28 protein-coding genes are annotated in these 24833 nt (G+C 67.0%); 26 read left to right on the top strand and 2 right to left on the bottom strand.

The features are described 5' to 3' along the window. The first annotated feature begins 182 nt into the window (after nucleotides 1-182). The 3 genes from SJY41_RS18145 (at nucleotide 183) to egtD (ending at nucleotide 3106) form a co-directional block, all read left to right on the top strand. Entirely contained in the window at nucleotides 183-776 is a 594-nt protein-coding gene (locus SJY41_RS18145; RefSeq protein ID WP_380783611.1) for a cob(I)yrinic acid a,c-diamide adenosyltransferase, read from the top strand. Nucleotides 777-860: 84 nt separating this feature from the next. After that, complete coding sequence (gene egtB, locus SJY41_RS18150) at nucleotides 861-2129, top strand: ergothioneine biosynthesis protein EgtB (RefSeq protein ID WP_380783612.1); 1269 nt, start codon at nucleotides 861-863, stop codon at nucleotides 2127-2129. Beyond that, nucleotides 2129-3106 carry an L-histidine N(alpha)-methyltransferase gene (gene egtD, locus SJY41_RS18155; protein ID WP_380783613.1) on the top strand — a complete coding sequence of 326 codons (978 nt, stop codon included), beginning with the start codon at nucleotides 2129-2131 and terminating at the stop codon, nucleotides 3104-3106. Before egtB ends, egtD begins: the two co-directional genes overlap by 1 nt. 91 nt (nucleotides 3107-3197) lie before the next feature. Here the strand turns inward: egtD and SJY41_RS18160 are convergent, their stop codons facing one another. Continuing rightward, entirely contained in the window at nucleotides 3198-4337 is a 1140-nt protein-coding gene (locus tag SJY41_RS18160) for a DUF1176 domain-containing protein (RefSeq protein WP_380783614.1), read from the bottom strand. A 70-nt stretch (nucleotides 4338-4407) separates the two neighbouring features. Here SJY41_RS18160 and SJY41_RS18165 point away from each other — a divergent pair, with 70 nt between their 5' ends. The 23 genes from SJY41_RS18165 (at nucleotide 4408) to SJY41_RS18275 (ending at nucleotide 23410) form a co-directional block, all read left to right on the top strand. After that, complete coding sequence (locus SJY41_RS18165; protein WP_380783615.1) at nucleotides 4408-5277, top strand: 3-hydroxyacyl-CoA dehydrogenase NAD-binding domain-containing protein; 870 nt, start codon at nucleotides 4408-4410, stop codon at nucleotides 5275-5277. A 177-nt stretch (nucleotides 5278-5454) separates the two neighbouring features. Next, complete coding sequence (locus SJY41_RS18170; protein WP_380783616.1) at nucleotides 5455-6471, top strand: hypothetical protein; 1017 nt, start codon at nucleotides 5455-5457, stop codon at nucleotides 6469-6471. Between the two features lie 117 nt (nucleotides 6472-6588). Then, nucleotides 6589-6774 (top strand): hypothetical protein, encoded by a 186-nt coding sequence (locus tag SJY41_RS18175; RefSeq protein ID WP_380783617.1) that lies wholly within the window; start codon nucleotides 6589-6591, stop codon nucleotides 6772-6774. 22 nt (nucleotides 6775-6796) lie between these two features. After that, a complete protein-coding gene (locus SJY41_RS18180) occupies nucleotides 6797-7096 on the top strand; it encodes a CopG family ribbon-helix-helix protein (RefSeq protein ID WP_380783618.1) in 300 nt (99 codons plus the stop codon). Continuing rightward, entirely contained in the window at nucleotides 7093-7404 is a 312-nt protein-coding gene (locus SJY41_RS18185) for a type II toxin-antitoxin system RelE/ParE family toxin (protein ID WP_380783619.1), read from the top strand. Before SJY41_RS18180 ends, SJY41_RS18185 begins: the two co-directional genes overlap by 4 nt. A 201-nt stretch (nucleotides 7405-7605) precedes the next feature. Further along, nucleotides 7606-8367, top strand: a complete 762-nt coding sequence (locus SJY41_RS18190; RefSeq protein WP_380783620.1) for a hypothetical protein — start codon at nucleotides 7606-7608, stop codon at nucleotides 8365-8367. After that, nucleotides 8364-9734, top strand: a complete 1371-nt coding sequence (locus SJY41_RS18195; RefSeq protein WP_380783621.1) for a DNA-packaging protein — start codon at nucleotides 8364-8366, stop codon at nucleotides 9732-9734. Before SJY41_RS18190 ends, SJY41_RS18195 begins: the two co-directional genes overlap by 4 nt. Nucleotides 9735-9899: 165 nt before the next feature. Further along, on the top strand, nucleotides 9900-11009 hold the full coding sequence (locus SJY41_RS18200; protein ID WP_380783622.1) for a phage portal protein: 1110 nt from the start codon (nucleotides 9900-9902) through the stop codon (nucleotides 11007-11009). Continuing rightward, on the top strand, nucleotides 11009-11314 hold the full coding sequence (locus SJY41_RS18205) for a DUF6127 family protein (RefSeq protein ID WP_183129183.1): 306 nt from the start codon (nucleotides 11009-11011) through the stop codon (nucleotides 11312-11314). Before SJY41_RS18200 ends, SJY41_RS18205 begins: the two co-directional genes overlap by 1 nt. Beyond that, nucleotides 11236-11691: an HK97 family phage prohead protease gene (locus tag SJY41_RS18210; RefSeq protein ID WP_380783623.1), complete on the top strand. Its 456-nt coding sequence runs from the start codon at nucleotides 11236-11238 to the stop codon at nucleotides 11689-11691. The genes SJY41_RS18205 and SJY41_RS18210 overlap by 79 nt, the downstream gene beginning before the upstream one ends. Nucleotides 11692-11906: 215 nt before the next feature. Continuing rightward, nucleotides 11907-12920: a phage major capsid protein gene (locus SJY41_RS18215; protein ID WP_380783624.1), complete on the top strand. Its 1014-nt coding sequence runs from the start codon at nucleotides 11907-11909 to the stop codon at nucleotides 12918-12920. A 175-nt stretch (nucleotides 12921-13095) separates the two neighbouring features. After that, nucleotides 13096-13644, top strand: coding sequence for a hypothetical protein (locus SJY41_RS18220; protein ID WP_056060983.1), 549 nt, complete (start codon nucleotides 13096-13098; stop codon nucleotides 13642-13644). Nucleotides 13645-13673: 29 nt separating this feature from the next. Next, nucleotides 13674-14024: a DUF3168 domain-containing protein gene (locus tag SJY41_RS18225; protein ID WP_380783625.1), complete on the top strand. Its 351-nt coding sequence runs from the start codon at nucleotides 13674-13676 to the stop codon at nucleotides 14022-14024. A gap of 11 nt (nucleotides 14025-14035) precedes the next feature. Next, entirely contained in the window at nucleotides 14036-14443 is a 408-nt protein-coding gene (locus SJY41_RS18230; RefSeq protein ID WP_380783626.1) for a phage major tail protein, TP901-1 family, read from the top strand. 171 nt (nucleotides 14444-14614) lie between these two features. Next, nucleotides 14615-14929: a gene transfer agent family protein gene (locus SJY41_RS18235; RefSeq protein WP_380783627.1), complete on the top strand. Its 315-nt coding sequence runs from the start codon at nucleotides 14615-14617 to the stop codon at nucleotides 14927-14929. A gap of 65 nt (nucleotides 14930-14994) precedes the next feature. Next, a complete protein-coding gene (locus tag SJY41_RS18240) occupies nucleotides 14995-15117 on the top strand; it encodes a phage tail assembly chaperone (protein ID WP_373458607.1) in 123 nt (40 codons plus the stop codon). Beyond that, nucleotides 15110-15658: a tail tape measure protein gene (locus tag SJY41_RS18245; RefSeq protein ID WP_380783628.1), complete on the top strand. Its 549-nt coding sequence runs from the start codon at nucleotides 15110-15112 to the stop codon at nucleotides 15656-15658. Before SJY41_RS18240 ends, SJY41_RS18245 begins: the two co-directional genes overlap by 8 nt. A gap of 170 nt (nucleotides 15659-15828) precedes the next feature. Continuing rightward, a complete protein-coding gene (locus SJY41_RS18250) occupies nucleotides 15829-18129 on the top strand; it encodes a DUF2460 domain-containing protein (RefSeq protein WP_380783630.1) in 2301 nt (766 codons plus the stop codon). A 169-nt stretch (nucleotides 18130-18298) separates the two neighbouring features. Next, nucleotides 18299-19096 (top strand): DUF2163 domain-containing protein, encoded by a 798-nt coding sequence (locus tag SJY41_RS18255; RefSeq protein WP_380783631.1) that lies wholly within the window; start codon nucleotides 18299-18301, stop codon nucleotides 19094-19096. Nucleotides 19097-19212: 116 nt separating this feature from the next. Then, nucleotides 19213-19491 carry a hypothetical protein gene (locus tag SJY41_RS18260; RefSeq protein ID WP_380783633.1) on the top strand — a complete coding sequence of 93 codons (279 nt, stop codon included), beginning with the start codon at nucleotides 19213-19215 and terminating at the stop codon, nucleotides 19489-19491. A 1-nt stretch (nucleotide 19492) separates the two neighbouring features. Beyond that, a complete protein-coding gene (locus tag SJY41_RS18265) occupies nucleotides 19493-21640 on the top strand; it encodes a phage tail protein (protein WP_380783634.1) in 2148 nt (715 codons plus the stop codon). Nucleotides 21641-21662: 22 nt separating this feature from the next. Further along, the gene (locus SJY41_RS18270; protein ID WP_380783635.1) at nucleotides 21663-22166 is read left to right on the top strand and encodes a DUF2793 domain-containing protein; all 504 of its coding nucleotides are present in this window, start codon (nucleotides 21663-21665) and stop codon (nucleotides 22164-22166) included. A 119-nt stretch (nucleotides 22167-22285) separates the two neighbouring features. Next, nucleotides 22286-23410 (top strand): OmpA family protein, encoded by a 1125-nt coding sequence (locus SJY41_RS18275; RefSeq protein ID WP_380783637.1) that lies wholly within the window; start codon nucleotides 22286-22288, stop codon nucleotides 23408-23410. A 606-nt stretch (nucleotides 23411-24016) separates the two neighbouring features. Here SJY41_RS18275 and SJY41_RS18280 read toward each other — a convergent pair. Beyond that, the gene (locus SJY41_RS18280) at nucleotides 24017-24772 is read right to left on the bottom strand and encodes a YgfZ/GcvT domain-containing protein (RefSeq protein ID WP_380783638.1); all 756 of its coding nucleotides are present in this window, start codon (nucleotides 24770-24772) and stop codon (nucleotides 24017-24019) included. Nucleotides 24773-24833: the final 61 nt, after the last annotated feature.

Raw genomic sequence — 24833 nt, forward strand, 5'->3', positions numbered from 1 at the left:
CTTTGCGTAAGGCGGGCGTCGCGAACCACGAGGGATACCCCAGCTTTCGCTGGGGTGACGGGTTTTGGGGCGGGTGACGGGCTTTGGGTAACGGCGCGTGGGGCGGGCGTCGCGAACCACGAGGGATACCCCAGCTTTCGCTGGGGTGACGGCGTCAGAGTGACGAGCTAGCTGGAAGATTCATGGTCAAGCTGAACAAGATTTACACGCGGACCGGGGATGACGGGACGACCGGCCTCGTGGACGGATCGCGGGTGTCGAAGTCGGGTGCGCTGATGCAGGCGATCGGCGATGTCGACGAGGCGAACTCGGCGATCGGGATTGCAGTGGTGGCGCTCGGCGACGATCCGCTCGCGGTGGCGCTGGAGCGGATCCAGAACGACCTGTTCGATCTTGGCGCGGATCTGGCTACGCCGGCCGCGCAGGGGGCGGGCGACGACGGGTTCGCGCCTTCGGAGATGGTGTTGCGGATCGTGCCGTCGCAGGTCGAGCGGCTGGAGCACGAGATCGATGCGATGAACGATCATCTTGCGCCGCTCCGCAGTTTCATCCTGCCGGGTGGGTCCGCGCGGGCGGCGGCGTTGCATCTGGCGCGGGCGATCACGCGGCGTGCCGAACGGTCTGCGGTGGCCGTCGAGGCGGTCGCGGGGACGCGACTGAACCCGGCGGCATTAGCGTATGTTAATCGCCTTTCCGATTTCCTGTTCGTGGCGTCGCGCGCGGTGAACCAAAACGGGGCGGGGGACGTTCTTTGGCGACCGGGGGCTACGCGGTAACGAGTAGGCGCGACCGGGCGCGGGCTTGCATCCGAGCCGCGGGCTCAAGGGTCGCAGGAACGGCGTCCGACTGAAGGAAGACCGATGCCGAAGCCTGTTCGTCCGCAAAGTCTGGCATCCGAACGATCGGCATTGGCCGAGCGTTTCTCCGCAGTCCGTGATCTGACGCTGGCGCTTGCCGCGCCGCTGTCCGATGCGGATGCGACGGTGCAGTCGATGGCCGATGCGTCGCCGACGAAGTGGCATCTGGCGCATACGACGTGGTTCTTCGAGACGTTCGTGTTGCGCGATCATGTCGCGGGCTATGCGCTGCACGACGCGCGATTCCCGTTCCTGTTCAACAGCTATTACGAGGCCGAGGGGCGTCGACACGCGCGCGACCGGCGGGGGATGGTGACGCGGCCTTCGCTCGACGAGGTTCGGGCGTATCGCGGGCATGTCGATGCGGCGTTGCTGGAGGCATTGCCGGGTCTTTCGGCGGATGCGCAAGGACTGGTGGCGCTGGGGTGTCATCACGAGGAGCAGCATCAGGAATTGCTGGTGACCGATATCCTCCATATGTTTTCGGAGAACCCGCTGGAGCCCGCGATGTGGCCGGCGGCGCGGAAAGTGCCCGTGGCAATGCCGGGGCCGGTTGGCTGGATCTCGCATGATGGCGGCATTACCGATGTTGGGCATGAGGGCGACGGGTTCGCGTTCGATTGCGAGGGACCGCGCCATGCCGCGTTGCTGGCTCCGCATGCGATTGCGGATCGGACCGTGACCAATGGCGAATGGGCGGCGTTCATTGCCGATGGCGGCTACCGCGAGGCGCGGCATTGGCTGGCGGATGGCTGGGCGTGGGTGAAGGCCGAAGGCATCGTCGCGCCGCTGTACTGGGAAGAGGGCGAGTCCGGGTGGACCCGGTTCGGGCTCGATGGGCGGCGCGCGATAGATCCGGCAGCGCCGGTGACGCATGTGAGTTTCTTCGAGGCGGATGCGTATGCGAGCTGGGCCGGCGCACGGTTGCCGACCGAGTTCGAATGGGAGGCGGCGGCGGCTTCGCATGATGCGTGTGGCGGGAACCAGATGGATGGGGCGGGGCCGGTGGAGCCTCGGCCTGCGACCGGCGGGCCGGCCTTTTTCGGCGACGTCTGGGAATGGACGGGCAGCGCGTATCGGCCTTACCCGGGGTTCGTGACTGCGGCGGGAGCTGTGGGGGAATATAACGGCAAGTTTATGAGTTCGCAGTTTATTCTGCGGGGTGGGAGCTGTGCTACGCCGCGCGGGCATGCCCGGGCGAGCTACAGGAATTTCTTTTATCCACACCAGCGGTGGCAGTTCACCGGCGTGCGACTTGCGAAAGATATCTGATGTTGAAGCCTGAGATCGAGGACGGCGAGCAGACGCTGGCCGACCCGCAATTCCGTGCGGACGTGCTGGAAGGCCTTGCCCGCCGCCCGCGGGCGATCCCGGCGCGGTGGTTCTACGATCGGCGTGGGTCGGAATTGTTCGAGGCGATCACCGACCTGCCGGAATATTATCCGACGCGGACCGAGCGGGCGATCCTGGAGACGGCGTGCGTCGAGGTTGCGGCGATCGCCGGCAAGGGGCGTGCGGTGGTGGAGTTCGGGTCGGGATCCTCGACCAAGACGCCGATCCTGCTCGAGGCGGTGGCGCCGTCGGTCTATGTGCCGATCGATATCTCGGGCGATTTTTTGCGTGAATCCTCGAAGGTTCTCGCCGAGCAGTTTCCGGAGCTGCTGGTGCTGCCGTTCGAGGCGGATTTCATGCGGCCGCTCAGTTTGCCGAAGACGATCGCGGATACGCCCAAGCTCGGGTTCTTTCCGGGGTCGACGATTGGCAACATGATCCCGTTGATGGCGGTGGACCTGTTGCGGGCGATGCGCGGGTCGCTCGGTGTGGGGGCGATGCTGTTGATCGGGATGGACCGGATCAAGGGGGAGGATGTGCTGGTGCCGGCGTATGACGATGCGCAGGGCGTGACGGCGGCGTTCAATTTGAATTTGCTGGAGCGGATCAATCGCGAGCTCGGCGGGGATATCTCGGTCGACGCGTTCCGCCACAAGGCGGTGTGGAACGACGATCGGGCTCGGGTGGAGATGCACCTGGAGGCGGTGCGCGACTTGGCCTTTACGGTGGATGGGCGGTCGTTCGAGATGGCGGCGGGGGAGACGATCCATACCGAGAATAGCCATAAATATGGCGCTCGGGATGCTCGGATCCTGTTGCGGTCGGGCGGGTGGACGCCGGTGGCGGCGTGGACCGATCCTGAGGGGCTGTTCGGGGTTTACCTGGCCGAGGCTCAGGTGAAGCGGCCGGCGCCTTGAACTCCCGTCCCTTCAGGGGGGAGCTTTTCCAGGAGAGGCTGTGCTTGGGGTCACGCCCCACCCCGACCCTCCCCTAAAGGGGAGGGGGTAGTTAGCGGACTATCTTCGCACGCCAGGTGGTGATGTAGTCGATGTTGCCGCGGCATTCGCCCATTTCGGATTGCTCGGACAGGCGGAAGCGGGTGGCGTCCCAGACGAAGCTCTGGATGACGCCGCAGTCGCCTAGGCCGCGGCCCTTGGCGTAACTGGTCAGGACGCCGTCCTTGAAACTGCCGTTGATGACGCTCTTTACGGGCGTTCCGGAGTCGGCGCCGGTTTCCTCGAAGCCGGAGGGTGCGTCGAGTTGCGCCGGGGTGATCTTCGCGCCGTCGACGATGAAGAGCGCGCCGATCAGGTTGTACGCGCCGGTCGAGCAGGGGAAGAGCACCAGCGACTTGCCGCCGCCGAGCGCGTGGACCTCGGGGGCGAACAGCGCGGGGTCTGCGCCGGATGGGAAGTTGGCGAGATCGCAGGACCCGCGTTTGCGCATCGGCGCGACCTGCGCGGAGGTGAGCCTAACGGGGGCGCCCGACGGCGTGATCGCGGCGATGACGGGGAGGGCTGGCGCTGGTGCGCGCGACGGGGCGGGGCCCTTGGCGACGATCGCGTCACGACTGCCCGCGCGGCTTTGTTGCGCGTCGATGTAGCGGAGCGCGGCGGCGGCGCCCTTTAGCGAGAGCGTGGCCAGCGTGGCGCCGTTCGCGTCGAGGATCGTGAGCGCTTGGGCATTGGCGATGGCGGCGGCGAGCGCGGCGGCGTCGCCGAGCGCGACGGGCGTGCCGTCGACCGCGAAGCCGGCGGGCGGGCGCGTCTTCGCGTCGGCGAAGTTGCGGGTTTCCAGCGCCAGTGAGATCTGGCCACCGCCGCTCGCTACGGGGCCGGGCTCGCGCGTCAGGTTGATGGTGAGGTCGGGGGCGTCGCCGGCTTCGGGCATCAGCGAGCCGAGCGTGCAACGCAGCGCGTTGTCGCAGCCGACGGTCCAGTCGGTGAAGGTCTTCAGTGGGCCGGGCCTTGGGCTCGTGTGCGAGTCGGTGGCGGGTGTCGGTTGAGGCGTTGCCGGCGTGGCGGAGACGGGCTCGAGCTTTGGTGCAAGCTCGGCCTTGGGTTGCGCCTTGGGCTGGCTTGGCGAGCAGGCCAGGAGTGGCAGCGCGATGACGGGCGCGAGCGCGAAAAAGTTCGGTTTGCACAGCATTGCTGCAGCCTAGCGCTCTGGCAGCGCGGGGAAAAGCGGCTAGGGAGGGGCAACGATTTAGGAGAGAGAAATGCAGACGATCGGCGTGATTGGTGCAGGACAGATGGGCGCGGGGATCGCGCAGGTGTCGGCGCAGGCGGGGTACCGCGTGCTGTTGGCGGACGTGTCGCTGGACGCTGCGAGCAAGGGCAAGGCGGGGATCGCCAAGGCGCTCGCCCGGCTGGTCGAGAAGGAGAAGATCGCAGGCGACGCGCGCGATGCGGCGCTGGCTCTGATCGAGCCGGTCGCGAGTGTTGCCGACATGGGCGACTGTGGACTCGTGGTCGAGGCGGCGACCGAGCGGGAGGCGGTGAAGCGCGCGATCTTCGCGGAGGTCGGCAAGGTGTTGGGGCCGGACGCGATCCTGGCGTCGAACACGTCGTCGATCCCAATTACGCGGCTGGCGCAGGCGGCGCCCGATGCGGCGCGGTTCATGGGCGTGCATTTCTTCAATCCGGTGCCGGTGATGCGGCCGATCGAACTGATCCGGGGGCTGGCGACATCGGACGCCACGGTGGCGGCGGTCGAGGCGTTTGCGGAAAAGCTCGGCAAGCAGGTGGTGCATGCGAACGACGCGCCGGGCTTCATCGTCAACCGCGTGCTGATGCCGATGATCAACGAGGCGTGCTTCGCGCTGGGCGAAGGCGTGGCGAGCGTGCGCGACATCGACCTCGCGTGCCAGCTGGGGCTGAACCATCCGATGGGGCCGCTGACGCTGGCGGACTTTATCGGGCTCGACACGTGCCTGGAGATCACGCGCGTGCTGTTCGAGGGGACGGGCGATCCGAAGTTCCGGCCGGCGCCGGTGCTGGTGAAGTATGTCGAGGCCGGGTGGTTCGGGCGGAAGACGAAGCGCGGGTTTTATGATTATTCGGGGGCGGAGCCTGTGCCTACTCGGTGAGGGGGTGGGGGTTTCGGTGAAGCGGCTGCATTCGTGTCGTGCAGCTTTGAGCTTATCGGTCTCGACCCGTCCACATTAATGATCAAATAGCCCAGCCCTCGACTGTCGGTCGATGCCCCGGCTATGTCGGTTGCGGCCAGCGCACACGGTCCCACCATGGCTTTGGGAAGGGCGATAATGCCGGATCTTATTGAGAAAAGTCCTGAAGCAACCGCCTGGATGAAGGAGGTTTTAGCCGTTCACGCCAAAGGGGCTGCATTCGATCGCGTCGCGAGTTCAGTGATTTGGTCAAATGCGACCGACTCCGATGGAGCTTTGCTCGTGCCGGTCGATCCGTTCGAACTCGCGGCTAAGATCAATGATAATCCCTTTCCGCTCCTTCTCCGCCACGATCCTGGACGACCAATGGGAAAGGTACTTGTCGCCAAGGTATTCGAAAACTCATCTGGAGAGATTTTCGTCGCAGCCATGTTAGGCCTCTACGAGAGCGCCTTGAAGCTGGGCTTCGGCGCACTTGGCCTTGACGTACTAGCAGAGGTGCAATTGCCGACGGAGCTACCCGCGCTTCCACACGATCTTCGTTTTGAGATCGGTGCTGATGCAAGAGAGATCGACCTTGAGACGCTCTACGAGATCGCGCGCGAAGCACCGATTCCAACCGATGTCCAAAGACGCTCGCACAATGCTGCCGAGGCAACGCTCACGTTACTCCAAGTGTCGATCCCATACATGGTCTTGGTATGGAATCCGTTTATCAAGGCATTCGCGACCGAGGCAGGCAAAGACTCATACGCTGCTGTGCGATATTGGCTCAAGAAACTGTCCGCTCGTCTGGCGAAGTATCAAGATCCTATTGTTGAATTGCAATCAACTCACGAAGACTGTCATGTCTCGTTTTTGGTCCGAGGCCAGAATATCGCTCGTAATTATAAAGCGCTTGATGCCCTAGATGGAGCCGCAAAACGTGCAGCCCATCTCATCGCGCAAATGGGCGCGGCGGGTTTCGCGCCGGTGCGACTCGTCTACGAGTTCCTTCCGGATGACGACCTATGGTATCCCTCATTTGCCGAACTTAAAGATGGCCGGCTTGTGACCGACAACGCAGCGCTGATTGCTGTCGAGAATATACCGTTGGGGCTCAGTCTTGGAATTGTTCCGGCAAGCTTGGCCGGACCGACAGGTGACGATGCCTAGCGTTACCTGCTTATTGCGAGTAGTTTCCAACTCTGCATGACGTGTCACAGTCGCCAAACGATCCGCCATCGGCTCTGTCCAGCATAGCCTAACAAGGGTTTGGCTGACGCCCGCGCGATGATCGCTGGCACCTTCTTGTTCTCCCGCGACGGCGGGAGCCCAGACTGGATCCCCGCCTTCGCGGGGAAACATGCTGCTTTTGCTTTGGGCGAGTTGCAGGCTTGGCGCTATTCAGCAGGGCAGTTTGGCATCGTCATGCGTCCGCGCGTTGGTGCAATTCCGGCGCTGTGGTATGTGCCGTGACGTCTTGAGCGAAGGTTCGGTGATGAGCGGCAGCACGACGATGACGATCAGGGTAACGTCGGCGCTCAAGGCGCGGCTGGGGCGGTTGGCGCAGGATACGCGGCAGAGTCCTTCGGATCTCGCGGCGCTGGCTGTGTCGGGATATGTCGATCGTGAGCTTGCCGTCGTTGCTGGTATTCGGCGTGGGCTCGATGACGTCGAGGCTGGTCGGGTGATCGGGCATGACGATGCCGTGCGTACGCTTCATGCGGCGATCGACAAGGTTGGCGACAAGGTTGGCGACAAGGTTGGCGACAAGGTTGGCGACAAGGCGGGTGGTTGACTCGGACCGTCGTCTGGTCCCGCGATGCACTGGACGATCTGACGGCGCAACTCGCCTATATTGCAGCGGATAACCCTGACGCCGCGCACCGGGTTGCGGCTCGGATCGGTGATGCGGGTGGGGCGCTAGGCGCTATCCCGACCGGGCGTCCGGGGCGGGTTGGCGGTACTTTCGAGAAATCGGTGACGGGGCTGGCGTACGTGATTGCCTATGCGATCACGGTGCGCGGCGATCGGGAGGAGATATCGATCCTGCATGTGATCCATACTGCGCGGGATTGGCCGGCCGAGGCGTGGCCTGAAGACTAGCTACGCGGGAGTGTAACCAGATCGGTTAATTATCTTGACATCGTCACGCTCGTTTGGTACATAACAGGAACGCTGAAGAATTGCGGGTCGGGCTGGATGGCTCGGTGGAGAGAGGCCGGGACGGTCGGGGTGGGAGCCTCGGGTGTCGCCGGCCTCTTCGCGTTCTGGCGGTTCGGTTCGTGACATAGCGGGGGGCTCGGCATGGCGATCGGGGTGGGCGTTGATGGCAGGCTGGCGCGTGGCGGGACGGGTGTCGTCGTGAACGGGGGGAAGAACCGGATCACGCAGGCGCGGACGGTGCGCAAGGACGGGTGGACGGCGGCGCGGCGCGAGGGGTTTCTGCTGGCATTGTCGATGACGGCGAACGTGACGACCTCGGCGGTGAGCGTCGGGATCACGCCTTCGGGCGCGCACGCGTTGCGGCGTCGGGAACCGGGGTTCGCGGCGTTGTGGGGCGAGGCTCTGGCGAGTGGGTATGATCGGCTGGAGGAGGCTTTGCTGACGGCGACGCTGGCGGGGTTGCGGGGTGATCCGGCGGGGGTGGTGCTGGAGGATGCGGGGAATGATCCGGCGGATATGGGCGCGGCGCGTGCCTGCGGCGAAGGCGAAGTGGGCGGCGAAGTGGGCGGCGAGGAGGGGGGCGCGGAGATGGGCGTTGCCGTGGGCGATGACGGGCTGACGACTATGGTGGCGGAGTCAGGGTCAGGGTCGGGGTCGGGGGCGGGGTCGTCCGTCCTTGTGGGGGCGATGCCGGGCTCCGGGATCGTGCACCTGGCGGGGTTGCAGGCGGTGCAGGTCGGGCTGGCGATGCTGGCGCGCTTTCGGGCGGCGCAGGCGGGCGGCGGCGGTGGCAAGCGGCCGCAGCATCGGCGGGCTACCGTGGCCGAGACCAATGCGTCGATCGCCAAGAAGCTGGATTCGCTGGCGCAACGGCTCCGCGCGTCTTCGGTCGGTGAGATATGAGCGACGTGTCCGGTGAGGTGCCGCCTGACGCGCCTCGGGAGGCAGCGCGTGACGTCATCGCGGAACTGGCGGCGTTGTCGGAGGCGCGTCGGGCCACGCTGCTCGGGCGGCTGACGGCGGCGGAGCGGCATGAACTGCATGATCGGTGGGCGGTGTGGGCGCATCCGGGGCAGCATCTCGGGGCGGGCGATGCGCGCGACGACTGGCGGATCTGGGTGATCCTGGCGGGGCGCGGATTTGGGAAGACGCGGGCTGGGGCGGAGTGGGTCAGCCAGGTGGCGCGGGACAATCCCGGGGCTCGGATCGCGCTGGTCGGGGCTACGATCGAGGACGTGCGGCGGGTGATGATCGAGGGGGAGAGCGGACTGCTGGCCGTCGCTCGGGATGACGAGGATCCGGTGTGGCGGGCCGGGCTGGGCGAGCTGCGGTTTGCGAACGGGGCGTTGGCGTTCGCCTATTCGGCGGAGGCGCCCGAGGCTTTGCGAGGGCCGGAGCATCAGGCGGCTTGGTGCGACGAGGTGGCCAAGTGGCGCAATGGGAATGCGACCTGGGACAATCTGATGATGGGGCTCCGGCTGGGGACGCTGCCGCGGATCGTGGTGACGACGACGCCGCGGCCGGTGGCGCTGTTGCGGCGGATATTGGCGTTGCCGGGGGTGGTGCGGTCGCAGGGGCGGACTGTCGATAACGTGCATCTGCCGGTGAGTTTCGTGGAGGCCGTTACGGCCACGTACGCGGGGACTCGGTTGGGGCGGCAGGAGCTGGATGGCGAGCTGATCGAGGATGTCGTGGGGGCGCTCTGGACTCGGGCGCTGGTGGAGGCTCGGCGGGTGGCTTTTGCGCCGGCGGTGACGCGGGTCGTGGTGGGGGTGGATCCTCCCGCCGGGAGTGTGTCCGGGGGGCCTGGGGATGCTTGCGGGATCGTGGTGGTGGCGCTCGGGGTCGATGGGTTTGGGTATGTGCTGGAGGATGCGAGCGTGTCCGGGGCCAGTCCCGAGGGGTGGGCTCGGGCTGTGGCGGAATGCGCGGCGCGGCATGGTGCGGACCGGGTGATCGCGGAGGCCAACCAGGGGGGGACGATGGTGGGGAGCGTGCTTGCCGGTGCCGACCGGGCGATGCCGGTGAAACTGGTGCATGCGTCGCTGGGGAAAGTCGCGCGGGCGGAACCGGTGGCGGCTTTGTACGAGGCTGGGCGGGCCTGGCATGTGGGGGCGTTTCCGGACCTGGAGGACGAGCTTTGCGGGCTGATCGCGGGCGGCGGGTATGAGGGGCCGGGGCGGTCGCCGGATCGGGCTGATGCTCTCGTTTGGGCGATGACCGAGGTGATGCTGGGGCCGCGGGCGCGGGTTTCTGTGCGGGTGCTTTAGGTCCTTTTCCCGACGGGGAGAGGGAGGGAGGAGCGCTTGCGACGGGAGGGTTAGGGGTGGTTGGGATTGGCGTTCCTAGCCTCACGCCCCTCTCCCTCCCACGCGCAAGGGCGCGCGGGCCCCTCCCTCTCCCCGGAGGGGCGAGGGAAATTCTAGGAGAACATCATGAAATTGTTCGGGTGGAAATCCGGGCGCGATGAGTCGCGGCCGGTGTTGTCGCGTGCCTTGAGTGCGCCCGCGTTCGGGGACTGGCCGCTGGGATATGAGGCGCAGGTACGCGATGGGTTTCTGGGGAATGCGGTCGTTCAGCGCGCGGTGAAGCTGGTGGTGGAGGGGGTTGGGTCTGCGCCTTTGCTTAGCTCCGATCCGGCGCTTGTCGCGCTCGTCACGGCACGGTCCGGGGGGCAGTCGCTGGTCGAGACGGTGGCGGCGCAGATACTGTTGCATGGGAATGCGTATGTGCAGGTGTTGCGCGACGTCGACGGGGGCGCGGCGGAGTTGTTTGCGTTGCGGCCCGAGCGGGTCGCGGTGGAGGCGGATGCCAGCGGGTGGCCAGCCGCCTACCGCTACCGGGTCGGGGAGCGGGTCACGCGGCTGCATGCCGATCCGGTCCGGCCGGAGGTGATCCACCTGAAGAGCTTCAATCCGGTCGACGACCATTATGGGTTGGGGTGCCTGGGGGCGGCGTCGAGCGCGGTGGCGATCCACAATGCGGCGGCGCGGTGGAACAAGGCTCTGCTCGACAATGCGGCGCGGCCTTCGGGGGCGCTGATGTACGATCCGAAGGACGGCGCCACGCTGTCGACCGAGCAGTTCGCGCGGTTGCGGGGCGAGCTGGAGGCGTCGTTCTCGGGGGCGGGGAATGCCGGGCGGCCGATGCTGCTTGAGGGGGGGCTCAGGTGGCAGGCGTTGAGCTTGTCGCCGGCGGACATGGATTTCGTCGGGACCAAGGCGGCGGCAGCGCGGGAGATCGCGCTGGCGTTCGGGGTGCCGCCGATGCTGCTCGGGCTGCCGGGGGATAATTCTTACGCGAACTACCGCGAGGCTAATCGGGCGCTTTGGCGGCTGGGGGTGCTGCCGCTGGCGTCTTCGATTTTGACGGGGATCGCGCAGGGGTTGGCCGGGTGGTTCGAGGGGGCGGCGATTTCGGTCGATCTGGACCGGGTGCCGGCGCTGGTCGAGGATCGCGAGCGGCTTTGGGGAATGGTTTCGGGCGCTTCGTTTCTTAGCGATGCGGAGAAGCGGGCTCTCTTGGACATATCGGAGGTGGTCTGATGGATGGGGCGGTTTTGGCGCAGTTGATGCGGCAGGGGGCTGAGCGGGGTGTGGACCTCGTTACGCTGCGGGCGATCGTGGAGGAGGCGGGGGAGTTGGGGGCGGCTCGGGCTTTGGCGCGGGTGGCGCTGAGTGACGAGCGGGCTCGGGAGGACGTGGCGGAATTGCGCGAGCTGCTGGCGGCGTGGCGGGATGCGAAGCGGTCGGTTTGGAAGGCGGTTGTCGGATGGATCGCGCGGCTGGCGATGGCGCTGATGCTGGCGGGGCTGGCGGTGAAACTGGGGTTTGCTGCGTGGTTGAAGTGAGCCCCGAGGGCGCGGTCGCGTTCGCGGGGTATGCGGCGGTGTTCGATGTTGTCGATCGGGCGGGAGATGTGGTGCGGCGGGGGGCTTTTGCTGGGGCTGGGGTGGTGCCTTTGTTGTGGCAGCATCGGGGTTTGGCGGTTGGGTCTTTGTCCGTCGTTGCTGAGGATGCGCGCGGGTTGCGGGTCGAGGGGGTGGTTGCGGATCTGGAGCTTGCCCGGCTGGTGCGGGCTGGGGCGGTGGCTGGGTTGTCGGTTGGGTATCGGGCTTTGTCTGTGCGGCAGGGGGGTAGGCGGGAGCTGCTGGAGGTCGCGCTGGTGGAGGTTAGTCTCGTGGCGGTGCCTATGCAGGCTTTGGCGCGGATTGAGGTGGTGGCTTAGCGGTTTGTCCCTCCCCCTGTCGGGGAGAGGGAGGGAGGAGCCGCTTGGCGACGGAAGGGTGAGGGGCTTTGGCGCGGGCGTTCCGTGCCTCACGCCCCTCTCCCTCCCACACGCAAGCGCGTGCGGGCCCCTCCCTCTCCCCGGAGGGGCGAGGGATTCAGTTTCGTGAGGCGTCCTGCGGGGCGCCTTTTTCGTTTCGGGTGAGGAGATGACTGATGGGTAATCTTGGGAGTGTTGTGGATCGGCCGGTTTTGGAGGGGGCTTCCCCCTTGGCGCAGAATGCGGCGTTTGCGGGGTTCGTTCGGACTGGCGCTACGCTGGAGATGAAGGCGTTTACGGGGGTTGCGGGGGATGCCGGCGGGTTTGCGGTGCCGCGGGAGATCGATGCGCAGATCGATACTTTGCTGAAGGCGGTGTCGCCGATCCGGTCGATTGCCAATGTGGTGAAGGTGGGCAGCGCCGGGTATCGCAAGCTGGTTACGACCGGGGGTACGCCGTCCGGCTGGGCGGCGGAGAATGCGGCTCGGCCGGAAACCGCTTCGCCGGTGTTCGTCGAGATCGCGCCGCCTACGGGGGAGCTGTATGCCAATCCTTCGGCTAGCCAGGCGATGCTGGATGATGCGGCGTTAGATGTGGAGGAGTGGCTGGCGGGCGAGATCGCTATGGAGTTTGCGAAGGCTGAGGGGGCGGCGTTCGTGTCGGGTTCCGGTGTGTCGCGGCCTAAGGGGTTTTTGACGTCGGCTACTGCTGCGACTGCTGACGGGGTTCGGGCTTTCGGCACTTTGCAGTATCTGGCTAGCGGTACGGCTGGGGACTTTTCAGCGAGTCCGCAGGAGCGGTTGATCGATCTGGTTCAGTCCTTGCGCGGGCCTTATCGGCAGGGTGCGAGCTTTGTGATGAATGCGGCGACGCTGGCGCGGATCCGGAAGTTCAAGACCACTGACGGCGCGTTCGTGTGGGCGCCTTCGCTGGCTGCCGGGGTGCCGGCTACGCTGCTGGGGTATCCGGTGGTGGAGGCTGAGGACATGCCGGATATTGCCGCCAATGCTCTGGCGATCGCGTTCGGGAATTTCCGGGCGGGGTATATCATTGCCGAGCGGACCGAGACGGGGATCCTGCGTGATCCGTATTCGAACAAGCCTTTCGTCAATTTCTACGCGACCAAGCGGGTCGGTGGGTGCGTGACGAACTCCGAGGCTATCAAGCTGATGAAGTTCTCGGTGGCTTGAGCGACGGGTCCTTCTCCCCGTCGGGGAGAGGGAAGGAGGAGCGCTTGCGACGGGAGGGTGAGGGGTGGTTGGGGTTCACGTCCCGAGCCTCACGCCCCTCTCCCTCCCACGCGCAAGGGCGCGCGGGCCCCTCCCTCTCCCCGGAGGGGCGAGGGAAAGTTTTGGAGACATCGTTATGACGGGGTCGGCGATTTCTGCCGGGGTGATCGCTGAGGTGGTCGTCGCGGCTAGGGCTTTGTTGCGGGTGGAGAGTGGGGAGGACGTCGTGCTCTCGCGGTTGGCGCAGACCGCGCTGCTGCTGGGGGAGGCTTTCCTGGGGGCGGCAGTGATCGGGCGGCCGTTCGAGGATGTGGTGACCAGTGCGGCGGGGTGGCGGCGGCTGATGGTCGCGCCGGTTACCGTGATCGCGGGGGTTACTGGGTTGCCGGTGGAGGGAGCTCCGTTCGTGTTGGCGGTCGGAGCGTATGCGGTCGATATCGATGCGGATGGGGTTGGTTGGGTTCGCGTCCTGGCTGCGGGGTCTGCTGGGCGCGTGGCTGTGGCGTATTCGGCGGGGCTGGCCTTGAGTTTCGAGGCGGTGCCGGCGCCGATCGCGCAGGGGGTGGCGATGCTGGTCGCGCACCTCTTTGACCACCGGGAAAGCGATGTGGCGCCGCCGGCTGCGGTGGCGGCTTTGTGGCGGCCGTATCGGCGGATGCGGCTTGGTCTCGCGGTGCATTCGTGAGTGCTCGGGTCGTCTTGCAGGCGGCGATCGTGGCTCGGCTGAACGCTGTGCTGGATGTCAGCGTGTTCGACGCGCCGCCGGTTCGGGGTGGGCTGCCTTATGCGGTGGTCGACGAACCGGTGTTGTCGGACTGGAGCACGAAGACCTGGGTCGGGCGGGAGGGGCGCGTTCTCTTGACTCTGTTCGATGAGGGGGAGCGGCCGGTTCGGGTGCGGTCTCTGCTGGCGGTGGCGGAGGAGGGATTGGAGGCTGTCGCGCCCGATCTTGGTGAGGGGTGGCGGGTGGTGAGGGTGGCGCTGGTTCGGTCTCGGGTGCTGCGGGTCGGAGATCGGTGGCGCGGGACGTCGGAGTTTCTGGTGCGGATGTACCGCGAGAGCTGAGGGAGACGGACATGGCGGTGGAGAAGGGGAGTGCGTTCCTGCTGAAGGTGGGGAACGGGGCGGCGCCGGTGGTCTACGCGACGGTGGCGGGGCTGCGGACGACGCAGATGTCGGTGAATGGGGAGGCTATCGTGGTGACCACGAAGGACTCTGGCGGGTGGCGGCAGTTGCTGTCGGGGGCTGGGGTTCGGAGTGTGTCCGTGTCGGGGGCTGGGGTGTTCACCGGGTCGGTTGCCGAGTTGCGGGTGAAGGCTAGCGCGTTGACCGGCGTGCTCGATGATTATCGGCTGGCGTTCGAGGGGGGCGATACGATGACGGGGAAGTTCCTGGTGTCTCGGCTCGACTACGCCGGGGATTTCAATGGGGAGCGGTCTTACACGCTTAGCCTGGAGAGTTCCGGGGCTGTTGTTGTTGCTTAACTTTGTCCCTCTCCCTTTCGGGGAGAGGGAGGGAGGAGCCGCTTGGCGACGGGAGGGTGAGGGGCTTTGGGGCGGGGGTTCCGAGCCTCACTCCCCTCTCCCTCCCACGCGCAAGGGCGCGCGGGCCCCTCCCTCTCCCCGGAGGGGCGAGGGACTTTCAGGAGACATCTTATGGGTGATTTGGCGAATTCGGTTCGGGGGGAGGCTCCTCTTCGAGTTGGGGGGGAGATGCTTGTTCTTCGGCCTAGCTTTGGGGCTTTGGTCGCAGCGGAAAGCGAGTTGGGGCCTTTGTTTGCTCTCGTGGAACGCGCGGCGGAGGGGCGGCTGGGGATTGGCGAGATGGTGGGGCTGTTCTGGCATTGCCTTCGAGAGTGCCCTGAGGGGGTGACCCGGGAACGGCTGGGGGAGGCTGTCGTCGAGGCGGGGCTGGCGCCGGTGACGCCGGTGTTGCGGGTGCTGTTGCGGCAGATTTTGGCGGGGAAGTGACGTTTTCCGACAATGCTGGGCGGCTCGCCGGGTTTGCTGGCGCGGTGTTGGGGTGGGCGCCGGAGGTGTTCTGGCGGGCTACGCCGGCGGAATTGGCGGGGGTTGTGGGGGCTTTGGTGGGCGACGTGACGGCGCCGCCGGATGCTTCGACGATCGCGCGGTTGAGGGGGGCTTTTCCTGATGGATGATTTCGATGCGGCGCTGGTGAGCGTGCGGGCGGATACGACCGGGTTCTCGCGCGATGTGGAGGCGATGCGGGGTGAGCTGGAGGGCGTGCTCGGGGCCGGGGCGGAGCGGGCTTCGCTTCGGGTGGAAGCGGGGCTGTTGCGCGCGGTGCGGTCCGGGAAGCTGGGGTTCGAGGAGCTGAAGGGGGTCGCGCTGTCGGCGCTGGATGCGATTGCTTCGGCGGCGCTCAAGGCTGGGGTGCAGTCTGTTCTTGGCGGGGGCGGGTTGAGTGGGGCGCTGGCCGGGCTGGTTGGCGGGTTGCCGGGGCGGGCTACTGGCGGGCCGGTTTCTCCGGGGCGTGCTTATGTCGTCGGGGAGCGGGGGGCGGAGGTGTTCGTGCCTGCTACCAGCGGGCGGGTTGAGACTGGCGTGCCGGGGGGCGGTATGCGCGAGGTGCGGGTGGCTATCACGGTCAACGCGGCTGCGGGGAGTGCGCCTGGGGTGTTGGCGCAGTCGAGCCGGCAGGTGGCGCGGGCGGTCAAGGCGGCTTTGGCGGTGGAGTGACCGCTTTTCCCTCGCCCCTTCGGGGAGAGGGAAGGAGGAGCCGCAGGCGACGGGAGGGTGAGGGGAGTTGGGATTGGCGTTCCTTGCCTCACTCCCCTCACCCTCCCACGCGCAAGGGCGCGCGGGCCCCTCCCTCTCCCCGTAGGGGCGAGGGAAAGTAGGAGAATCTTATGGCGCATTGGCTTTGCTCGGCTCGGACTGTGCAGGTCGAGGGGCTTGTCTCGCGGTTCGATCCTCGGTTCTGGACGGTGGATTTTCCTCGGCCGATGATGGCTTCCGTCGTGACTACTGGCCCTGCGTCGCTGCGGGTGGAGGCGGTGTTTTATAAGGCGGACGATCTGGCCGGGGTGATCTGGGAAGCGGTCGATCGGTTCGATCATCCGTTGCTGAAATATGAGACTTCGCGGGATTTTCGGGACTGTCGGCTGCGGTTTCGGTGGCGGTCTGGTGGGGTGATGGCGCTGGATGCGATCAACGGCCCGACCTTGACGATCGAGGGGCGGGATGCGGCAGGGGTGGCGCGGGCCTGGTATGTGCGGTTGTGGAATTATGCGGTGGGGGCGCCGGAGGATGCGGTCGTTTCGCTTGATTTCGGGGCGATGGTTGGCGGGTATGACCTGCCCGAGGATGCGGATCCGGTCTGGGCGGGGGATATCGACCGGATGTTCGTGTCGGTGGTGCCGCCGGACTATGCCGAGACCGATGTGCCGCTGGCTGCGCCGCGCGAGGGGTGGGTCGAGTGGACCGATCTGGTCTGCGAGGGGCCGGGGGCGGTGCTGGCGATCGGCGATGCGGTGGTGCCGGAGCATGGGTTCCGGATCGCGGGCGGATATGACGATAGCTATAACCTGACGCCGGCAAGGGTGCTGCGGAATGCGCTGCATCTCGGGTATCGCGGGAGCATCACCCATTATGTGGGGATGAGCCATTATTTCCGGCTCGAGGGGGCCGGGGGCGGGCTTTACGTGTCGGCGGCGGGGGGCGTCTTGAACGTTGCGTGTGCGGCCTGGCATCGGGATTTTGCGGGGCGGGCGAAGGCGCTGGGCTATGATGTCATCTGGTCGCTGAGCTACGAGCTGTTCGATGCGCATTGCTGGAACGACTGGAAGCAGCGGGCGGCCGATGGGGCGCCGGCGCTGACCGGGTGGGAGCCGCCGTCGACGTTGCTGTCGCCGGCGCATGGCGGGGCGATGGGGTATCTTCAGGCGGTCGCGCGCGCTTTCATCGGGATTGCGGTGGCGGGGGGGCTGGCGGCGAAGTTCCAGGTCGGCGAGCCCTGGTGGTGGGTGATGCCGGATGGGCGGCCGTGCCTCTACGACGCGAGTGCGGTGGCGGCGTTTGCGCCGGTGGCGATGACGAGCATTCGGCGGTCCAAGACGCCCGCGCAGATCGCGACGCTGGAGGCGGCGGGGGCGTGTCTGGCGGCATCTACGGCTGCGCTGGTGGCCGCCGCCAAGTCGGAAGCGCTGTCACTGGGAGCGGGGGGGTGCGTGTCGCACCTGCTGACGTATCTGCCGACCGTGCTGGATGCGAAGTCGCCCGAGGCGAAGCGCGCGAACATGCCGGTGGGGTGGGCTAGCCCTGCTTTCGATGTGCTGCAGCTGGAGGATTACGACTGGGTGACGGCGGGAGATAGCGCGTCGTCGGCCGAGGGCGTGGCGGTGGCGTTCGCGCGACTGGGGTATCCGGTCGAACGGCAGCATTATCTCTCGGGGTTCGTGTTGCGGGCCGACCAGGGCCCCGAGCAGGTGGCGGAGTGGGGGCTGATCGAGGCTGCGGCCGAGGTCGCTCGGGCGCGGGGGGTGGCGGAGACGTTCCTCTGGGCGCTGCCGCAGGTGATGCGGGATGGGTTCGTGCATTTCGATGTTGGAGGAGACGAGGTCGTGGACGCGTTCGATGACGTGCTGTTTCCGTTGGAACTGGGGCGCGAGGCCGAGGTGGCGCCTGGGTTCTCGACCGCGATCCTGACGAGTTCGGGGGGGCGGGAGGCGCGCAACGCGGCCTGGGCGGAGGCCCGGACATCGTATGATGTCGGGCCGGGCTTGCGGAGTGAGGCGGATATCGCGGTGCTGCTCGCGTTCTTTCGGGCGCGGATGGGGGCGGCGCGGGGGTTTCGGTTGCGCGATCCTTTCGACTTCGAGGCTGTGGGGGAGGTCGTCGGGGTCGGCGATGGGGTCTCGCGGCGGTTTGCCCTGGTGAAGTCTTATGGGGCGACGGAGCGGCGGATTACTCGGCCGGTTGCGGGGAGTGTTTCGGTGGCCGTGGGGGGCGTTGGGACCTTGGCGTTTTCCGTGGAGGCTGGGGGGTGGGTGGTGCTGGATGTGGCGCCTGCTCTCGGAGTGGTGGTGACGGCGGGGTTTGCGTTCGATGTGCCGGTTCGGTTTGCCGAGGATCGGTTGAGCGTGGCGCGGGCTACGTTTCTGGCTGGGGTGGCGGCGAGTGTGCCGCTGGTCGAGGTGCGGGAGGCTTAGGCCCTCTCCCGTGCGGGGAGAGGGAGAAAGGAGCTCTTGCGACGGGAGGGTGAGGGGGAGTTGGGGCGGATGTCCCGAGCCTCACTCCCCTCTCCCTCCCACGCGCAAGGGCGCGCGGGCCCCTCCCTCTCCCCGGAGGGGAGAGGGTTCTGTTTGAGAGGAGGCTTTCATGTTTTTGGATGCTGAGCTGGCGACGATCGCCTTGTGCTGGCGGATCGAGCGGCGGGATGGGGTGGCGGTGGGGTTGACCGCGCATGACCGGGACCTGGTGGTGGACGGGCTGGTGCACCGGGCGGCGCCGGGGATGACGCCTTCGGCGATCCAGCGGGCCGATGGGCTGGAGGCGGATACGATGGATGTGGCGGGGGCTTTGACGTCTGCCGCGATCGGCGAGCGGGACTTGTTGGGCGGGCGCTGGGACGGGGCTCGGGTGGTGCTGTTCGCGGTGGACTGGACCGATCCGGTCTCGCGGGTCGAGCTGGGTGAGGGCGTTATCGGCGCGGTCGAGCTGGGGGATGCGGGGTTCACGGCCGAGCTGCGGGGGACGAGTGCTGCGCTGGATCGACCGGTGGTGGAGGAAACGTCGCCGGAGTGTCGGGCGGAACTGGGGGATCGGCGGTGTCGGGTGGCGATGGCGGGGCGGCGGCGGTTTGCCCGGGTGGTCGCGTGCGAGGGGGCGGTGGTGACGCTGGACTCCAGCGCGGAGGGGGTTGGGGGCGGACTGCTGCGCTGGTTCGGCGGCGCGAATTGCGGGCTGGAGAGCGCTGTCGCTCGGGGTGCCGGGGTGGCGGTTACGCTTCGGGCGGTGCCGGCTTTCGTGGTCGATGTCGGTGCTCTCGTCGAGGTCGTGGAGGGGTGCGACAAAAGCTTGGCCACGTGCGCGGGGCGGTTCGGGAATGCGGCGAATTTTCGCGGAGAGCCGTATCTGCCGGGGATCGATCTGCTGACGCGATATCCCGGGGCTTGAGCGCGGTTGCCGAGGCTGCCGTTGCGGGAGCTGTCGAGTGCGCTGCGTTGCGCGCGGTGGGGACGCGGTTTCGGTTGCATGGCCGGGGGGCGGATGGGCTCGACTGTGTCGGGCTGGTGGCCCTGGCGCTCCGGAATGGCGGATATGTCGGCGAGGTTCCGACCGGGTATTCCTTGCGGGGCGGCGACTGGCGTTTGCTCGATCGGATGCTGGTGCGGGTTGCCGAGGCGCGACCGGGCGATGTGCTGCTGATGGCGGCGGGGCCGGGGCAGGTTCACCTGGGGATCAGGACCGCGACAGGCTTCGTGCATGCGGACGCCGGGTTGCGGCGCGTGGTGGAACGGCCGGGTCTGCCGCCTTGGCCGATCCTGGGCGTATGGCGGATGGGGGTGTGACATGGCGACCTTGGTATTGACGGCCGTGGGGACTGCGGTGGGCGGACCGATCGGCGGCGCGATCGGGGCCTTGATCGGGCGGTCAGTGGATGCCGCCGTGTTCGCGCCGAAGCGGCGGGAGGGGCCGCGGCTCATCGAACTGGCGGTGCAGACGTCGTCTTACGGTTCGCAGATCCCGAAATTGTTCGGCACCATGCGGGTGGCGGGAACGGTGATCTGGGCGACCGACCTGATCGAGAGTCGGGCCTCGTCGCGGAGTGGGAAGGGGCAGCCCAGCGTCTCGACCTATTCCTATGCGGCGTCGTTTGCGGTGCTGTTGTCGGCGCGGGCTATTTTGCGTGTCGGACGGATCTGGGCTGAGGGGAAGCTGCTGCGGGGGGCGGGTGGCGACTTCAAGACGGCGACCGGGTTCCGGCTGCATCTCGGGAGTGAGGATCAGGCGATGGACCCCTTGATTGCGTCGGCCGAGGGGACGGCGACACCGGCGTACCGGGGGGCGGCGTACGCCGTGTTCGAGATGCTGCAGCTGGCGGATTTCGGGAATCGCATTCCTTCGCTGACGTTCGAGGTGATGGCCGACGACGGTCCGGTGCTGGTATCGACGATCGCGAAGGCGCTGGCAGGCGAGGTTTCCGGGACGGCGGCGCTGGCGGTTGGCGGGTTTGCGGCATCGGGCGGGAGCGTTCGCGCGGTGCTGGAGATGCTGGGGCAGGCTGGCGGGGCCTGGTTTTCGCCGGCCGGGGCAGGGTTGGTGATGCGGGATGCGGCGGGAGCCAGCGCGTCCCTGGCTGACGAGGGCTTTGCGGTTACGGGAAAAGGCGTGCGGCGGGCTCGCGCGGTGGCGGCGATCGAGACCGTGCCGCGAACGGTGACGGTCGGCTATTATGATGCGGCGCGGGACTATCAGGCGGGGGTGCAGCGGGCGCGGCGGCCGGGGGCCGGCGTGCGTGACGAGCGCATAGAGATGCCCGCGGTTCTGGAGGCGGGCGCGGCCAAGACCATGGCGGAGGCGATGCTGGCGCGGGCCGAGGTTGGTCGGGTTCGGCGGACGGTAGCTGCCGGGTTCGGGGCGATGGCGATTGCGCCGGGGGCGTGCGTCGCCATTGCCGGCGAGGGCGGCGTCTGGCGGGTGGCGGACGTGAGCATCGAAGGAATGGTGACGACGCTTGGCCTGGTGCCGCTGGTGACGGCGTCGCTGCCTGCGACTGCGACGAGCGGTCGGGTTTCTGGGGCGGTGGATACGGTCGTCGGGGCGACGATCCTGCGGGCGTTCGAGGTTCCGGGGTTGGACGAAGCGCCTTTGACCATGCCGCGGATGACGGTGGCCGCGGCGGGTACGGGCGCGGCGTGGCGGCAGGCGGCTCTGCTCTACAGCGTCGACGATGGCGTGAGTTGGGTGGCGGCAGGAGCGACGGCTGCGCCGAGCGTGCTGGGGACGATCGTGGTCGCGGCGCCGGGCGCTGCGGCGACTTTGGTCGATCGGCGGGGCATTTTCGAAGTTACGCTGGCGCATTCGGATATGGCGTTGGGCGATGCGGATGCGGCGGCACTCGATCGCGGCGTCAATTTGGCGTTGCTGGGCGACGAGCTGGTGCAGTTCGCCCGGGCGGAACCGCTGGGCGGCGTGCGGTGGCGGCTGAGTGGGTTGCTGCGCGGCCGGCGGGGGACCGAAGCGGCGGCTGGCGCGCAGGCGGCAGGGGATCGGTTCGTACTGCTCGAAGCGGAGACGGCGCGGACGTTCGACCTGCCGCTGTCGGTGCTGGGCCGCGAGGTGCGCGTGATGGCGTCGGGGGTGGGCGATGCGACGCCGGTCGAGACGCGGTGCGTAATGCGCGGGGCGTCCGTGGTGCCGCCTGCGCCGGTGCATCTGCGGTTCGCGGTCGAGGCGGATGGCAGCGCGACGGTGCGCTGGACGCGGCGGAGCAGGGCGGGGTGGCGCTGGATCGACGGGGTCGATGCGCCGCTGGCCGAGGAGCGCGAGGCATATCGCGTCACCGTCACTGCCGGCGGAACCTCGCGCGATATCGACGTTGCGGTGCCCCTGGTGTCGGTGACCGCAGCAGAGCGGACCGGTTCCGTCGGCGTCGTGGTGCGGCAGCGCGGCATGTTCGGCGAATCCTTGGCAACGGAACTGATCGTACCGGCCTGATATTCCAACGGGGGAACGAAAGATGAGCGACGACACGACATCGCGGCTGGCATTGCCGTTGTTGCAGCCCGGACAGGCGCAGAAGGAAACGACTCACAACGAGGCGCTGACGTTGCTCGACCTGGCGGTACAGGCGAGCGTGCTGACGGTGGGAACCAACGTGCCGCCGGCGGTTCCGGTGATCGGAAGCGCGTGGATCGTCGGCACCGCGCCGACCGGTGGCTGGGCCGGGCAGGCGCGGGCGATCGCAGGGTGGACGAGCGGCGGCTGGCGGTTCGTCGCGCCGCGCGAGGGGATGACGGTGTGGAGCATCGCCGACGGGCAGGCGGCGCGGTTCGGAACCGGCGCGTGGACGCTGGGCGTGATAGCCGGTAGCCGGGTGTCGATCGGCGGCAACGACGTCGTCGGCCCGCGTCGCGCGGCGATTCCCGATCCGGCCGGAGGCACCGTCGTCGACATCCAGGCACGCGCGGCGATCTCTACCATATTGGGTGCTTTGCGCGGGCACGGGCTGATTGCCGGCTAAAACACCTTCAAAACTGTGTCGTTCCAGCAACACTCACAACTTTTGTTAGCTTGCGTGGAAACAAGCCCGAGGATAGGGAGTTTGCGATGTCCGTGTGACACTCATGAAAGGGGATTTATATGCGGAAGCTTGCCGTCGTTCTGGCACTCGCCTCCACCGCTCTCGCCACTCCCGCCCTCGCCCGCGACAAGTCGTGGTACGTTGGCGTCGAAGGCGGTGCGATGATCGTTGAAGACATCGATTACGATATCGGTGCAGCAAACAATGCCGGATCGGTCGACCATGACTATGGTTATGACGTCGATGCGGTCATGGGTTATGATTTCGGCGGTTTCCGCCTCGAGACCGAAGTTGGTTACCGCAAGGCAACCGTTGACGGTTACTCGGCATCGGGCGTCACCACGCCGATCTTCGGCCCAACCGGTACTCGCGGTAACGCGGTTGCTGGCAACTACGACAACGCCGGTGGTTCGTCGTCGGCTCTCAGCTTCATGCTGAACGGCCTTCTGGACTTCGGTCCGGACGATGGCATCCAGGGCTTCGTCGGCGGTGGTGTCGGTGTTGCTCGCGTCAAGGCGCAGTATGCCCTCAACAACAACGGCGACTTCCTGAACGATTCGGACACCGTGTTCGCATATCAGGGCCTGGCCGGTATCCGTGCACCGCTGACCGACCATGTCGACGCGACGCTGAAGTATCGCTTCTTCAACGCCGAGAACGTCAAGCTGGTCGACGTTTCGAACCGCGTGTTCGACGGTCGCTACCGTTCGCACAGCATCCTCGGTGGCCTGACCTACAACTTCGGTGCGCCTGCTGAGCCTGCTGCTCCGCCGCCGCCGCCGCCGCCCGAGCCCGTCGCTCCGCCGCCGCCGCCTGCTCCTGAAGCAGTCGTCTGCTCGCCTGGTCCGTTCATCGTGTTCTTCGAATGGGACAAGTCGGACATCACGCCAGAGGCAGCGTCGATCCTCGACAACGCGGTTACGCAGTACCAGTCGTGCGGCAACGCACAGGTCATGCTCGCAGGTCACGCGGACAAGTCGGGTTCGGCTTCGTACAACGTCGGTCTGTCGCAGCGCCGCGCAGATGGCGTGAAGGCATATCTGTCTTCGCATGCCATCCCGGACAGCGTCATCTCGACGGAAGCATTCGGCGAGAGCCGTCCGCGCGTCGAGACCGCCGATGGCGTTCGCGAAGTGCAGAACCGTCGCGTGGAAGTCACCTACGGTCCGGGTTCGGGCCAGTAAGACTTTCGCCAATCGGCCTTCGGGTCGGTTACGGAATGAAGATCGGGGAGGTCGGCGCAAGCTGGCCTCCCTTTTCTTTTGTGCTTTGCGTGGGCGGCGTTTTGGCTGCGGGGTTCGTGGATCTGGCGGACGTTGATTCTGTTCGCGCGGAGGCGCGGAGCCGCGGAGATGGATCGTTCGGGGTGAAGGCGCCCGCGCAAGCGGCCTTCGGGGATCGACTTCGCCTATCGGCGACCTGATCGGTGGATATGCCGCCATATCCCAGAGCGCCGACTCTCCGCGCCTCCGCGTCTCCGCGCGAACAAATTTCTGACTTCGGGTCTTATCGATCGGCTGTGTTCGACCGAAGCGTCGCTGTGTTCACGCTAAGGCGCAAAGCCTGTCCTGAGCTTCGCCGAAGGGGCGCTAAGAGGGTTCGGGCGGAGCGGCGTTGCCTGCGATCGCGCATGTCTTTTGAAAATGGCTTCGCCGCTCGTTCGATCGTGAACGGCCGGGGCGCACCGATGAGACCAAACGCCTTCGCACCTCTTCGATGAAGCTTAGGACACGCTTTGCGCCTTCGCGTGAACCCAGGGTCTTCCGGGAACACGCCACACGCAGTGAGTTCTACACCGTTGTCGGAGTATCTTCCGCCAAGGCTGCCGCGAGCCAAGCCGGGATCAGGGCGTCGCCTAAAGCTTCGACGCGGCGGTGTTCGATCATCAGGCCGAGTTCGGGATAGGTCGTGCGGGTACGGTTGCTCGGCTCGGTGAAAGGCGCGACGACGAGGCGGCGGTTGACCTTCGCGCGGTGGTGCATCCGCGCGGTGTTTTCCTGGCCGACGTAACACCCCTTGGTAAAGCTGACGCCGTTGAGCTCGCGCGCGTTGCATTCGAGCCAGAGCGTCTCGCCGGCACCAAGATCGGCAACGCCTTCGGGGACGCCGAGCGACAGGCGGTGCGCGTGCCAGCCAGTCGCGGGCGCGGCTTCTGGAGCCAGCCAGCGATGACCGAGCGCGGCGAGACGGGGATCTGCGACGCCTTGGCCACCGTCGCGCGACCAATGTACTTTCAGCGCGTCGGGCTGCAGCGTAATCGCGCGGCGCAGGCGGTAGAGCGACAGGCGTTTCGTCAGCGCCTCCGCCTGCGTCGCCTCGACGTCGATCAGCACGTCATTGCCGTCCGCCCACAGGATGAAGTCGAACAACGCCTTGCCCTGCGGCGAAAGCAGCGCGGCCCAGGCCGGGGCGGCAAGAGTGAGCAACGCTGTGTCGGCGGTGACCAGCCCTTGCAGGAAGCCGCGCACGTCGTCGCCGGTAACGCGGATCACGCTGCGGTCGGCGAGCATGGTTGCGGGCGTCGCGTCGGGAATGGGCTGGGTCATGGCTACCACCTAGTGCGCGCGGGGCGATTTCCAAGCGGGATCCAGGCGCAGCCGATTCCAG

The organism is Sphingomonas sp. R86520 (genome assembly GCF_042466285.1).
Taxonomy (GTDB): domain Bacteria; phylum Pseudomonadota; class Alphaproteobacteria; order Sphingomonadales; family Sphingomonadaceae; genus Sphingomonas.